13 protein-coding genes are annotated in these 12,615 nt (G+C 58.6%); 11 read left to right on the top strand and 2 right to left on the bottom strand.

Annotated elements, in window-relative coordinates; translation table 11 throughout:
• Nucleotides 1-21: 21 nt before the first annotated feature.
• Nucleotides 22-1,683: a mechanosensitive ion channel family protein gene (locus ACR0DB_RS01635; RefSeq protein WP_170770419.1), complete on the bottom strand. Its 1,662-nt coding sequence runs from the start codon at nt 1,681-1,683 to the stop codon at nt 22-24.
• Nucleotides 1,684-1,884: 201 nt separating this feature from the next.
• Here ACR0DB_RS01635 and yajC point away from each other — a divergent pair, with 201 nt between their 5' ends.
• From yajC to ACR0DB_RS01585, 10 genes are all read left to right on the top strand, one after another.
• Nucleotides 1,885-2,172, top strand: coding sequence for a preprotein translocase subunit YajC (gene yajC, locus ACR0DB_RS01630; RefSeq protein ID WP_170770420.1), 288 nt, complete (start codon nt 1,885-1,887; stop codon nt 2,170-2,172).
• 33 nt (nt 2,173-2,205) lie between these two features.
• The gene (gene secD, locus ACR0DB_RS01625; protein ID WP_480548433.1) at nt 2,206-3,867 is read left to right on the top strand and encodes a protein translocase subunit SecD; all 1,662 of its coding nucleotides are present in this window, start codon (nt 2,206-2,208) and stop codon (nt 3,865-3,867) included.
• A 2-nt stretch (nt 3,868-3,869) separates the two neighbouring features.
• On the top strand, nt 3,870-4,838 hold the full coding sequence (gene secF / locus ACR0DB_RS01620) for a protein translocase subunit SecF (RefSeq protein WP_170782655.1): 969 nt from the start codon (nt 3,870-3,872) through the stop codon (nt 4,836-4,838).
• A complete protein-coding gene (locus tag ACR0DB_RS01615; protein WP_480502586.1) occupies nt 4,819-5,577 on the top strand; it encodes a sulfite exporter TauE/SafE family protein in 759 nt (252 codons plus the stop codon). The genes secF and ACR0DB_RS01615 overlap by 20 nt, the downstream gene beginning before the upstream one ends.
• A 9-nt stretch (nt 5,578-5,586) precedes the next feature.
• Nucleotides 5,587-5,940 carry an Mth938-like domain-containing protein gene (locus ACR0DB_RS01610; protein WP_480548431.1) on the top strand — a complete coding sequence of 118 codons (354 nt, stop codon included), beginning with the start codon at nt 5,587-5,589 and terminating at the stop codon, nt 5,938-5,940.
• A gap of 146 nt (nt 5,941-6,086) precedes the next feature.
• Nucleotides 6,087-6,701: a heme ABC exporter ATP-binding protein CcmA gene (gene ccmA, locus ACR0DB_RS01605; protein WP_170788845.1), complete on the top strand. Its 615-nt coding sequence runs from the start codon at nt 6,087-6,089 to the stop codon at nt 6,699-6,701.
• Complete coding sequence (ccmB, locus tag ACR0DB_RS01600; RefSeq protein WP_170770426.1) at nt 6,698-7,354, top strand: heme exporter protein CcmB; 657 nt, start codon at nt 6,698-6,700, stop codon at nt 7,352-7,354. The genes ccmA and ccmB overlap by 4 nt, the downstream gene beginning before the upstream one ends.
• Before the next feature lie 61 nt (nt 7,355-7,415).
• On the top strand, nt 7,416-8,189 hold the full coding sequence (locus tag ACR0DB_RS01595) for a heme ABC transporter permease (protein WP_170782652.1): 774 nt from the start codon (nt 7,416-7,418) through the stop codon (nt 8,187-8,189).
• Complete coding sequence (gene ccmD / locus ACR0DB_RS01590) at nt 8,186-8,344, top strand: heme exporter protein CcmD (protein WP_170770430.1); 159 nt, start codon at nt 8,186-8,188, stop codon at nt 8,342-8,344. Before ACR0DB_RS01595 ends, ccmD begins: the two co-directional genes overlap by 4 nt.
• Nucleotides 8,337-8,876 carry a DsbE family thiol:disulfide interchange protein gene (locus ACR0DB_RS01585; RefSeq protein ID WP_170782651.1) on the top strand — a complete coding sequence of 180 codons (540 nt, stop codon included), beginning with the start codon at nt 8,337-8,339 and terminating at the stop codon, nt 8,874-8,876. Before ccmD ends, ACR0DB_RS01585 begins: the two co-directional genes overlap by 8 nt.
• Nucleotides 8,877-8,987: 111 nt before the next feature.
• Here ACR0DB_RS01585 and acnA read toward each other — a convergent pair whose 3' ends face one another.
• Nucleotides 8,988-11,678: an aconitate hydratase AcnA gene (acnA, locus tag ACR0DB_RS01580; RefSeq protein ID WP_480548428.1), complete on the bottom strand. Its 2,691-nt coding sequence runs from the start codon at nt 11,676-11,678 to the stop codon at nt 8,988-8,990.
• 227 nt (nt 11,679-11,905) lie between these two features.
• Between acnA and ACR0DB_RS01575 the strand changes: the two genes are divergently transcribed.
• On the top strand, nt 11,906-12,607 hold the full coding sequence (locus ACR0DB_RS01575; RefSeq protein WP_480548426.1) for a DUF1223 domain-containing protein: 702 nt from the start codon (nt 11,906-11,908) through the stop codon (nt 12,605-12,607).
• Nucleotides 12,608-12,615 lie beyond the last annotated feature (8 nt).

Raw genomic sequence — 12,615 nt, 5'->3', positions numbered from 1 at the left:
AACCGCAGGGTGTAGCACCGGTTACGACTTATCCGCGCCCTCGTGGGATTCATGCGCCAGATGGCCATCCCAGTCTTCGCTGGGGATTTTCGGATCGGGCGGATCGGCCATATAAGACGGCGTCATGATCTGCACGCCGTTTTCGTTGAACACGGCCACGATATTGCGGTGCAGGTCCGAGCGGATTTTGGGAATGATGCTGCCCCGCGTGGTATAGCCGTTGATCTGGTAATTTATCGCGTAATCGGCTAAAGCAGTCCACAAAACAAAGGGTTCCGGCTTGGCCTTGATCCCCTTAGTGCGGTGGGCGGCCTCGATTAGCATGGCCTCGACCTTTTCGGGCGGTTCCTCATAGCCGATGCCGACAGTGGTGTGCAGTAACAGCCCGCTGCCATCGGTTTTCTTGGAAAAATTCACCACGTCCGAGTTCATCAACTGCGCGTTGGGGATCGAGATCAGTTCGTTCTTGATGGATTTCAGATGCGTCTCCATCAGCTTGATCTGCACCACGTCGCCAATGTGGTCGCCAATCTGAATGCGGTCCCCGATTGAGGTCGAGCGGCGGTAAATCACAAACAGCCCGGCCAGCATGTTCGAAACGACCGAGTTCGCACCTAGTGACAGCATCGCGCCTACAAGAATGGTCAAGCCTTGAAAAGCAGCGGAATCTGATCCCGGAATGTAAGGAACGGCAAAGACCAGCGCGATCAGGATGACGACGACGCGTGCGATGTTGAAAGTTGGACTCACCCAGTGTTTTTCAAAATCCCCCAGATCGAATGACCCGGCCTCGACGGCGTCAAAGAACACTCGCATGCCCCGAATGATATAAAGCGTGACCCAGCTGATTAGACCCAGCATGATCAAGTTGGGTATGTAACTAAGGATGCCCTTGAAGATTAGTAGAACAGGCTCAGTCAGGTAAGTCAGCAGAAGCTGCGCAAAGTACCGGGTTTCTGCAAAGGCGAGCAGGACGAAGGACAAATAATAGTAGAAACCCAGAAAGAAGATCACCAGCAGGACGAAATTCAGGGTATATCGAACCAGTGCGGCAATCGCTTCAGCTTGAACGCTTTTTGCGGTGGCGTTTTCCACGTCCTTCAGATGCCGTTGTACGAATTTCAGCGTTTTGCGTCTGATCCTGCGATGCAGCCAAAGGATGATGGCTACAAAGACACCAAAGCCTATTGTCCATGCGGTGGCTTCTATCGCTCCGGAAACTCGCGCTTGATCAGTTCGATTGGACCTGTAGGCCAGGATAGCTTGCTCGATGGCCTCGCCATGGAGAAAACCGAGAACTTCAAGTTCAATCTGCTCCAATTCCGCGTCGGCGACTGTCACAACCGATACCGAAAGTCCGTCGACCAGTATGCGTGTGCCGAGTTCAGTATCCTCATAAGTGATTGTGACTTCGAGGCTATCCGAAGCTTCGGCCGCTTCTATTATTTTTTCCTGTACTGCTTCGGCGCGTTCCGATGCTGGTAGTGCGCTGGAACCACGTAAGAAAAACAGAGTATCGCCGTCCACGATAACGGGTGCTTTGAAGGTCTCGGATTGTTCTTCGTTTTCGACAGGGGCTTCGACCGTTTCCTGACCAGAAGCAGGCGCTGCACAAAGGCCAACCCATAGGGTCGTGACCAGTATCTGAAGTAGCAATCCCAGTTTCAGATGAATCTGCGCCATTGGACCTCCCGCGGTTCAACTATATCGACGCAAGCGCTTGTTTCTAGGACTTAACTGCAACGCTTGGCCAAATCTTTGCGCATTATCTGAGTTTCGGTGCAAAAACCTGTACCGCCATTCCTTGCAAACAGTCAGTTCAAAGAATAGGTTCTCGCAAAATTTGCGGGCCCTCCGCAAGCACCAAACCAAAAGGAATATCCCATGGAAGGTGGCGCAATCGCCCAGTTTCTCCCGCTGATTCTGATCTTTGCGATCATGTATTTCCTGCTGATCCGTCCTCAGCAGAAAAAGATGAAGGAACATCAGGCCATGGTCGAAGCTGTGCGCCGGGGTGATCAGGTGGTCACGCAGGGTGGCCTGATCGGCAAAGTGTCGAAGGTCAAGGAAGGCGAGAACGAGATCGAGGTTGAACTGGCCGAGGGTGTCAAGGTTCGCGTCGTCAAATCGACCATCGCGCAGGTTCTGAACAAGACTGAACCGGCGAAGTAACGTCGCGCGTCAAATCCTTGAAAAGGCAGGGTAATGCTGCACATTGATACCTGGAAGCGGGTTCTGATCTGGCTGGTCTGCGTGACCGGCCTGCTGATGGCCCTGCCGAATGCGTTTTACACGCGCGTTGAACAATCCAACGATGCCAAGGCCGCGATCGAGCTTGGCATCGACACGCCCGAGATGCAGGCCGAAGCGGGGCAGTGGCCGAATTGGCTGCCGTCGTCCTTGGTCAATCTGGGCCTTGACTTGCGGGGCGGTGCGCACTTGCTGGCCGAGGTTAAGGTCGGCGATGTCTACGAATCCCGTATGGATGCCATGTGGCCTGAAATCCGCGATGCGCTGCGGGATGAGCGGGCGACCGTAGGCACCATCCGCCGTCAGAACTCGGCCCCCGATGAGATTCGGGTGCGCATCAGTCAGCCCGAAGGCATGGCGCGCGCACTGGAAGTCGTGCGTGGCCTAGCCCGTCAGGTGCAGACGCTGTCCGGGGTAGGGGCCACTGATATCGAAGCCCGCTCCGAAGGCGACACCATCGTCGTGCAACTGTCGGATGCCGAGAAGCTGGCCTCGGACGATCGCACCGTTCGACAGTCGCTTGAGATCATCCGCCGTCGTATCGACGAGGTCGGCACGCGTGAACCCACCATTCAACGCCAGGGCGCGGATCGTATTCTGATCCAGGTGCCTGGCATCGGCAGCGCGGGTGAGCTGAAAGAGATCATCGGAACCACTGCGCAACTGACCTTCAATCCGGTTGCTGGCCGCACGACCGATGCGGATACCGCGCCGGGCATCGGGCAAGAGGTCGTCCCTTCGCTTGATGAAGACGGTGTGTATTACATTCTGGAATCCGCCCCCGTTGTGACGGGTGAGGAACTGGTCGACGCCCAACCCGCGTTCGACCAGAACGGCCGCCCTGCGGTCAATTTCCGCTTTAACACGTCCGGTGCCCGTAAATTCGGCGACTACACGCTGGAGAACATCGGTGCGCCTTTTGCGATTGTGCTTGATGACGAAGTGATCTCGGCCCCAGTGATCCAAAGCCATATTCCGGGTGGTTCGGGCATCATCACCGGCAATTTCACGGTTGAGGAAAGCACCAATCTGGCCGTCCTGCTGCGCGCAGGTGCGCTGCCGGCGGGGCTGGAGTTCCTTGAAGAACGCACGATCGGCCCCGAGCTGGGACAAGACAGTATCGACGCAGGCAAGGTGGCCACCATCGTGGCCTTTGTTGCCGTCCTGGTCTTCATGGCGCTCAGCTATGGTTTGTTCGGTATCTTCGCCAATATCGCGCTGATCCTGAACGTCGGGCTGCTGTTCGGTCTGTTATCACTGATCGGGGCGACGTTGACCTTGCCGGGGATCGCGGGGATCGTGCTGACAGTCGGTATGGCGGTGGATGCCAACGTGCTGATCTTTGAACGTATCCGCGAGGAACTGAAATCCGCCCGAGGTCCGGCCCGTGCAATTGAGCTGGGCTATGAAAAGGCACTGTCGGCAATTCTGGACGCAAACGTCACCACATTCATCACGGCGACAATCCTGTTTGCCATGGGCAGCGGACCGGTGCGGGGCTTTGCCATCACTCTGGGTCTGGGCATCCTCACCTCGGTCTTCACCGCGATCTTCGTGACGCGCCTGATGATCGTGATTTGGTTCGAACGCCGCCGCCCGAAAACGATCGAGGTTTGATCATGAGACTGAAACTTGTCCCTCAAGAAACCTCGTTCGATTTCTTCAGCCGCTGGAAGGTTTGGCTGGGTATTTCCGGCTTGATGATGGTCTTGGCCTTTACGTCCTTCATGTTGCAGGGCCTGAATTTCGGCATCGACTTCCGGGGCGGCACCACGATCCGCACCCAATCGGCGCAAGAGATCGACGTGGGTGCCTATCGCGACGCCATCGCTCCGCTTGAACTGGGCGATGTCACAATCACCGAGATTTTCGACCCGACCTTTGGCGAGGACGAAAACGTCGCCATGATCCGCATTCAGGCGCAGGCGGAAGCCGAAGCGGTCTCGGCCGCAACAGTAACAGCTGTGGAAGAGGCATTGAAGGCGGCAGCCCCCGATATCCAATTTGTGTCCGTTGAATCCGTCGGTCCCAAGGTTTCGGGTGAGCTGATCCAGACCGCCGTGATCGCCGTTGTCCTCGCGATTGGGGCCGTGCTGGTCTATATCTGGCTACGGTTCGAATGGCAGTTTGCCCTGGGGGCGGTGGCCGCGCTTGTGCATGACGTAATCCTGACCATCGGCATCTTCTCGGAACTGCAAATCCGGTTCGATCTGGCGATCATCGCTGCGCTGCTGACCATCGTGGGCTATTCGCTGAACGACACGGTGGTTGTCTTTGACCGGGTGCGTGAGAACCTGCGCAAATACAAAAAGAAAGACCTAAAAGAGGTCCTCAACATCTCGATCAACGAGACCCTCAGCCGGACGGTCATGACCTCGGTGACAACCCTGCTGGCGCTGATCTCGCTTTATGTGTTGGGCGGAGACGTCATCCGTGGCTTCGTCTTCGCGATGATCTGGGGCGTGATCGTCGGGACGTATTCTTCGGTCTTCGTAGCCTCGACCATCCTGCTGTGGCTGGGGGTCAAACGCGACTGGTCCAAACCGTCGAACACGGCGGGCAACCAGTTTGCAAACATCGACGCCTGATCTTTTTGGCCAGTCCCCCACAGGGCTGGCCATTATTCTATGCGCCGCCTTCCTCAGCGGCATCGTGCGTGGGTTTTCCGGCTTTGGCACGGCGCTGATCTTCCTGCCTATCGCAACGCCTTTTCTGGGCCCGTTCGGCGCGCTGATTGGGCTGACCATCATGGATATCTTCGGTCCGCTCCCCAACCTGCGCCGTGCGTGGCGCGAGGTTGACCGGGGCGACTTGATCCGGCTGGTGGCCGGGTGCGCCCTGATCCTGCCATTTGGGCTTTGGATTTTGACGCAGGTCGACGTGAATGTCTTTCGGTACGCGGTTAGCCTCCTGTCGATCGCGATGCTGGTGGTCCTGATCCTAGGTCTGCGCTATCACGGCTATGTCAGCCGCACGATGGTGGTCGGCATCGGCTGCGCTGCAGGATTTCTTGGAGGCGTGGCAGGCCTGCCTGGTCCAGCGGTCATACTGTTCTACATGTCCCGCCCACTGCAAGTGACGGTCATCCGCGCCACCATTCTACTATTCCTGTTTGCCTTCGACTTTCTGCTACTGGGGTACCTCACAGGTATGGGGCGGGTGACCGGAATGGCCGCGCTTCTGGGGTTGCTGCTAGCTGTGCCAAACCTGATCGGCAATTGGCTGGGCGGCAAACTGTTCCGTCCCGAACACGAAAGGCTCTACCGCGCTGCCGCGTATCTGGTGATTGCCGTTGCGGCCTTGTCGGGCCTACCACTTTGGGGCTAGAACGCACCCATGCGCCTGAACGAGATCACCTATACCAACGCCACCCCTGTCGATGGCTACGGCCCCGGTTTCTTCCGCGTGGGCGGCGTGCTCTTTCACGGCGCGGTTCTCACCGGCCCAACCGGCACCTCGGAATGGCGGGGCTATGAGGATGCCCAACCGCTCCTCGATCTTGCCGCCAACATTGACGTCCTGTTCATCGGCACCGGGGCAGAGCTGGCACATATTCCCGCCAAACTGCGTAACACGCTTGAAGATGCGGGTATCGGGGTCGAGATCATGAATTCCCCCGCCGCCTGCCGAACCTACAACGTACTGCTCTCCGAAGGTCGCCGCATCGCCCTTGCCGCGCTCCCGGTCTGACGGATCTCCCTTCATCTGGCCAAAAATATCCCGGGGAGCGTGAGGGGCTGGCCCCTCACTCCCACCCCAACCACATCGCGTTCCGTCTAAAGCTCTGCGTCAATTCCGACCTTTTGTCCGCCCCCACAATCCGCTAAGCGAGCGCTATGACACTGACCGTGACCGATCTGGCCATCACCCGTGGCGGCATTCCCGTGCTCGAAGGGCTCAGCTTTTCATTGCCCGCAGGCAAAGCGCTGATCCTGCGCGGTCCCAATGGGATCGGCAAAACAACCCTTCTACGTACGCTTGCCGGGTTACAACCCCCTCTGCATGGCCGCATCGAAGGGGCCGAGGATCAGATCGCCTATGCCTCACATTCCGACGGGCTGAAACCCACGCTGACGGTTGTCGAAAATCTTAGTTTCTGGGCCTCGGTCTTTGGCACGCAAGGCATACAACCGGCGCTGGACGCCTTTGCTCTGAATGATCTGGCCGACCGCCACGCAGGCAACCTGTCGGCGGGACAGAAACGGCGGCTGGGGCTGGCGCGGATGCTGGTTACAGGGCGACCGATCTGGATGCTGGACGAACCCACTGTCTCGCTGGACCAGAATGCAGTGAAAATGTTCGCCGACGCCGTGCGCGCGCATCTGGGGCAGGGGGGATCAGCCCTGATCGCCACTCATATAGACCTGGGCCTTGACGGAGAGGTTCTGGATGTCGGCCCCAACAAGGCCAAACCCAAACCCATCGACGATTTCGACGGAGGCTTCCTGTGATCGCCTTGCTGCTGCGTGACCTGAAACTGGCCTTCCGCGCCGGAGGGGGCTTCGGCCTTGGGCTGGCTTTCTTCCTGATCGTGACCGTGCTGGTGCCATTCTCGGTCGGGCCGCAATCCTCTCTGCTTTCGACTATCGCGCCTGGTGTGCTTTGGCTGGGCGCACTGCTGGCCTGCCTGCTGTCGCTCGACCGCCTGTTAGCGCTGGATTGGGAGGACGGCTCGCTCGACCTGCTGGCCACGGCACCGCTGCCGCTGGAAGCCGTGGTTACGATCAAGGCGCTTGCGCACTGGCTGACCACAGGCCTACCACTGGTTCTGGCCGCGCCGTTTCTGGGCGTGCTGCTGAATCTGCCGGTGCCGGGCTTTTCGTGGCTGGTGATCTCGCTGCTGATCGGCACCCCCGCCATGAGCGTCATCGGCACCTTCGGCGCAGCCCTGACCGTCGGCCTGAAACGCGGCGGTTTGCTGTTGTCGCTGCTGGTCCTGCCGCTTTACGTGCCCACGCTGATCTTCGGCGCTGAAGTGGCCCGCCGTGGCGCCACCGGGATGGAGACCCAGACCCCGCTGCTCATGCTGGCGGGGATCACCGCCGCCACAATCGCACTGCTGCCCTTTGCCAGCGCCGCCGTTTTACGCATCAACCTTCGGTGACGTGCTCAAACTTTGACCAAGGTCAATTGAGAACGAACCCGACTCGGACTAGATAAGGCCCATGTCTATCGCAGCCAAAGCCAACGCCCTCTGGGAATACGCCAACCCGCGCAAATTCCTTGCGACCAGCGAACGGGTGATGCCGTTTTTCTGGATTACGTCCATCGCCTGCATCGTGGTTGGGCTGACCTGGGGGTTCTTCTTCACGCCGGATGATTACAAACAGGGATCAACCGTCAAGATCATCTACCTGCATGTTCCTGCGGCGCTGATGGCGATCAATTGCTGGCTGATGATGCTGGCGACCTCACTGGTCTGGCTTGTGCGCCGCCACCATGTCAGCGCGTTGGCGGCTCGTGCAGCAGCTCCCATTGGCATCGTGATGACACTGATCGCACTGGCGACGGGCGCGATCTGGGGTCAGCCGATGTGGGGCACATGGTGGGCCTGGGATCCGCGCCTGACCTCCTTCCTAATTCTATTCCTGTTTTATCTGGGCTATGTCGCCCTGTGGGAAGCGATCGAAGACCCCGACACCGCCGCCGACCTGACCTCGGTCCTGTGTCTGGTGGGCTCGGTTTTTGCGATCCTCAGCCGCTATGCGGTGAATTTCTGGAATCAGGGTCTGCACCAAGGCGCATCGGTGATGCGTGCAGCTGCCATTACCGGGGCGGATACCGAGGAAAAAGTCAGCAACATCTATTTCTACCCGCTGCTTCTGTGCATCATCGGGTTTGTTCTACTGTTCATCGCGCTGGTGCTGTATCGCACGGGCACGGAAATTCGCGCGCGCCGGATCAAGGCGTTGCTGGCACGGGAAAGGGTAAACGGATGATCCCCGATCTTGGAAAATACGCCGACACGGTGCTGTGGTCCTATGTGGTTTCAATCGGCCTTCTGACGGCGCTGATCCTGTTCAGCGTGATGCGGGGCCGCAAGGTTCGGACCGAGATGGAAAAACTCGAAGAACGGATGACCCGCAATGGCTAAAATCTCGCCTCTGATGATCGCGCCACCGCTGATCTTTGGCGCCTTTGCCGTTCTGGCCGGCATCGGCATGTTCCGCGACGATCCAAACGCGTTGCCATCCGCCCGCGAAGGCCAGCCCGCGCCACCGGTCGTCCTGACCGAATTTCAAGGCAAACCCAATTTCGACGACGCCACGCTGCGCGACGGGAATGTCAAACTGGTCAATTACTGGGCCAGCTGGTGCGCCCCATGCCGAGTGGAACATCCCAACCTTCAGGCCCTGTCCGATGAAGGCATCCCGCTTTACGGCATCAACTACAAAGACCAACTGGACAATGCCGAAGACTTCCTGACCGAACTCGGCGATCCGTACACTGGCATCGGTCGCGACGAACAGGGCCGAATGGGCCTCGATTGGGGCGTCTACGGCGTACCCGAGACCTATGTCATCAACGGCGAAGGCACCATAATCCTGCGCTTTGCCGGACCCATCACCCAACGCGTGATCGAAGGCACCATCCGCCCAGCCTTGGAAAAAGCTGCAGGCAAATAAAACCCGCCCCTTCTTCTGTTCAAAAATACCTCGGAGCGCGAGGCAGAGCCTCGCAAATAACAAAAGGACGCCCGCAGGCGTCCTTTCTTATTCTATATGCACAAATTCCGGTCATCCGGCCTTTGCAAGGTTCCGCAGCACATAGTGCAGCACGCCACCGTTCTCGATATATTCGATCTCGGGTGCGGTATCGATGCGGCACTTCAGGCTGATGGTCTTCTCGGACCCGTCGCCATAGACAATGGTGCAGGGCACCTTTTGCAACGGTTGGATTGTGTCCAGACCGTGGATCGAGACCGTTTCATCCCCTTTCAGGCCCAACGACTTGCGTGTGTCACCACCGGTGAACTCAAACGGAATGACGCCCATACCAACCAGGTTCGAGCGGTGAATACGCTCAAAGCTTTCAGCGATCACGGCCTTGACGCCCAGCAGAGCCGTACCCTTGGCCGCCCAGTCACGAGAAGAACCCGCACCGTACTGTTCGCCCCCAAAGACGACCAGCGGGGTACCCTGTTCCTGATAGGCCATCGATGCCTCATAAACCGAGGTCTGTTCGCCATCGGGGCCTTTAGTGTAGCCGCCCTCGACACCGTCCAGCATCTCGTTTTTGACACGGATGTTGGCGAAGGTGCCGCGCATCATGATCTCGTGGTTGCCACGGCGGGACCCGTACGAGTTGAACTCGCGCGGTTGTACCTGACGGTCGGTCAGATACTTGCCCGCAGGCGTGGTCGTCGCAAAAGATCCGGCCGGTGAGATGTGGTCGGTGGTGATCATATCACCCAGGATCAGCAATACCTTGGCACCTTCGATGTTCGAAATCGTACCCGGCTCGGCCCCCATGCCCTGGAAATAGGGCGGGTTCTGGATGTAAGTCGATGTCGCGGGCCAATCATAGGTTTCCTGCTGCGGAACATCCACGCCCTGCCACTTTTCATCGCCCTTGAAGACGTCGGCATATTTCGATTGGAACGCCTCACGCGTAACGGTCTGTTCAACCAGTTCAGCGACTTCCTGAGCCGATGGCCAGATGTCTTTCATGAAGACGTCGTTACCGTCCTGATCCTGACCAATCGGCTCGGACGTCAGGTCGATATCCATGGTGCCTGCCAGCGCGTAGACCACCACCAACGGCGGCGAGGCCAGATAGTTGGCGCGCACGTCAGGCGAGATGCGTCCTTCGAAGTTCCGGTTGCCCGACAGCACCGACGTGGCGACCAGGTCGCCTTCGGCAATCGCCTCGGACAGTTCTTTTTGGATGGGACCCGAGTTACCGATGCAGGTGGTGCAGCCATAACCCACAAGGTTAAAGCCCACCTTGTCCAGATCTTCTTGCAGACCTGCGGCCTCAAGGTAGGCCGACACGACCTGCGAGCCCGGAGCCAGCGAGGTTTTGACCCACGGTTTGCGGTTCAAACCCAGCGCTGCGGCTTTGCGCGCTACAAGGCCCGCGCCGATCATCACATAGGGGTTCGAGGTGTTGGTGCAGGAGGTGATCGAGGCGATCACAACCTTGCCCGATTCCATGGTGTAGTCCTCGCCGTTGACGGCGACTTCTTTGCCCATGGGACGCTTGAAAGTCTCTTCCATTTCCTTGGTGAAAGCGGCCTTGGCGTCGGTCAGTGCAACATAGTCCTGCGGGCGTTTTGGACCCGAGATCGCAGGAACGATGGTGCCCATGTCCAGCGACAGGGTGTCGGTGTAGATCGGCGCATAGTCCGCATCCCGCCAGAAGCCGTTCTCTTTCGCGTAGGCTTCGACCAGAGCAATCCGGTCCTCGTCACGACCGGTATTGCGCAGATACCGCAGGGTCTCGCCGTCGATCGGGAAGAAGCCACAGGTTGCGCCGTATTCGGGGGCCATGTTGGCGATGGTGGCACGGTCGGCCAGCGGCAGGCGGTCCAGACCTTCGCCGTAGAACTCGACGAATTTGCCGACAACACCTTTTTCACGCAGCATCTCGACGACCTTCAGAACCAGGTCGGTGCCGGTGGTGCCTTCGACCAGATCGCCGGTCAGCTCAAAACCCACAACCTCGGGGATCAGCATCGAGATCGGCTGACCCAGCATCGCGGCCTCGGCTTCGATCCCGCCAACACCCCAGCCCAGAACGGCCATGCCGTTGACCATGGTGGTGTGGCTGTCGGTGCCGACCAGCGTGTCAGGGTAGGCGACTTCGTTGCCGTCCTGATCGGTGTCAGTCCAGACGGTCTGGGCCAGATATTCCAGGTTCACCTGGTGACAGATGCCGGTTCCGGGGGGCACAACGCGGAAGTTGTTAAAGGCGTTTTGGCCCCATTTCAGGAACTGGTAGCGTTCCATGTTGCGTTCATACTCGCGGTCCACATTCATCTGGAACGCGCGCGGGTTGCCAAACTCGTCAATCATGACCGAGTGGTCGATGACCAGATCAACCGGGTTCAGTGGGTTGATCTTCTGTGCGTCGCCGCCCAGTCCTTTGATGCCGTCACGCATTGCGGCCAGATCGACAACCGCCGGAACACCGGTGAAGTCCTGCATCAAAACGCGGGCAGGGCGATAAGCGATCTCGCGCGGGTTCTTACCGCCGTTGGCGCCCCATTCGGCAAAGGCCTTGATGTCGTCGACCGAGACCGAGAAACCGTTATCCTCGAACCGCAGCATGTTCTCCAGCACCACTTTCAGCGCGGCGGGAAGGTTTGAGAAATCACCCAGACCGGCCTCTTGTGCGGCGGGGATGGAATAATAGGAAATGGACTTGCCATTCACGCTCAGGCTGCGGCGTGTCTTGGCGGTATCCTGTCCGACTTTGATGGGCATCTAGTGGCCTCCCTCTCAAATGACGTGGAATATGGGATTCGCTGAGGGGTATCTGCATCACCCAAGCCGCCGGTTCAAGGTCCAACAGCCCACCTGCGGCAATTTTTGTATACCATTGCACACATTTTTTTGAAATCTGGCTGTCGCGGCTCTCAAGAAACCTTGATTGGCGGTTGAGCGGCGATAGATGTACACCTGTCTCGCATCCCACAAATCCCGAGAGCCCCATGATCAGAACCGTTACTGCGACCGCGCTTGTTTCCCTGTTTCTTGCCTCGTCTTCGATGGCGGAAAGTGACCCGGTGGTTGTGGAGTTGTTCACGTCTCAGGGGTGTTCTTCCTGTCCCCCTGCGGACAAGCTGATGCATGAGCTTGCCAAGCGCGACGACGTTATCGGCTTGGCGCTGCACGTGGACTATTGGGACTATATCGGGTGGGAAGATGAATATGCCAATCCCGATCACACCACCCGGCAGCGCGCCTATGCGCGTGGGGGCGGGCGGTCGATGATCTATACGCCGCAGATGGTGATCAACGGGCAGCAGGATGTTGTGGGCGCCAAGGCTGATGAACTAAATCGCATCATCGACGCCCATCTGAAAGCTGCGCCAGAGGCATCGGTCACAGCAACACGGGCGGCGAATGATGTCACGGTGGATGTCACGCCGATCGAACTGCCCGAAGGGGCGACCTATGAGATTCGGGTGGTGGAGTATTCACCGATGCGCCATGCCTCGATCCGCCGAGGGGAACTGGCGGGGCATGAGCTGGACTATGCCAATGTGGTGGAATCCTGGCACTGGGCTGGATCCTGGGATGGCAACCAGGCGCAGCAATATTCGGTTGCGCTGACTTCGGACCTTCCTGCGGTTGTGCTGGTTCAAGAGGCAGGTCATGGTCCGATCGTGGCCGCGGCGCGGGTCAAATAGGTCAACCG

Source organism: Ruegeria sp. AB6 (assembly GCF_056542685.1).
Note: the sequence above shows the minus strand (reverse complement) of the source record. Positions and strands in the feature narration are given on the sequence as shown.

Bases quoted from the DNA above. Each gene is read 5' to 3' on its own strand.
- secD (WP_480548433.1), top strand. From the start codon at position 2,206: ATGCTGCACATTGATACCTGGAAGCGGGTTCTGATCTGGCTGGTCTGC.
- ACR0DB_RS01585 (WP_170782651.1), top strand. From the start codon at position 8,337: ATGGCTAAAATCTCGCCTCTGATGATCGCGCCACCGCTGATCTTTGGC.
- yajC (WP_170770420.1), top strand. From the start codon at position 1,885: ATGGAAGGTGGCGCAATCGCCCAGTTTCTCCCGCTGATTCTGATCTTT.
- ACR0DB_RS01575 (WP_480548426.1), top strand. From the start codon at position 11,906: ATGATCAGAACCGTTACTGCGACCGCGCTTGTTTCCCTGTTTCTTGCC.
- ACR0DB_RS01595 (WP_170782652.1), top strand. From the start codon at position 7,416: ATGTCTATCGCAGCCAAAGCCAACGCCCTCTGGGAATACGCCAACCCG.
- secF (WP_170782655.1), top strand. From the start codon at position 3,870: ATGAGACTGAAACTTGTCCCTCAAGAAACCTCGTTCGATTTCTTCAGC.
- ACR0DB_RS01610 (WP_480548431.1), top strand. From the start codon at position 5,587: ATGCGCCTGAACGAGATCACCTATACCAACGCCACCCCTGTCGATGGC.
- acnA (WP_480548428.1), bottom strand. From the start codon at position 11,678: ATGCCCATCAAAGTCGGACAGGATACCGCCAAGACACGCCGCAGCCTG.
- ccmD (WP_170770430.1), top strand. From the start codon at position 8,186: ATGATCCCCGATCTTGGAAAATACGCCGACACGGTGCTGTGGTCCTAT.
- ccmA (WP_170788845.1), top strand. From the start codon at position 6,087: ATGACACTGACCGTGACCGATCTGGCCATCACCCGTGGCGGCATTCCC.
- ACR0DB_RS01635 (WP_170770419.1), bottom strand. From the start codon at position 1,683: ATGGCGCAGATTCATCTGAAACTGGGATTGCTACTTCAGATACTGGTC.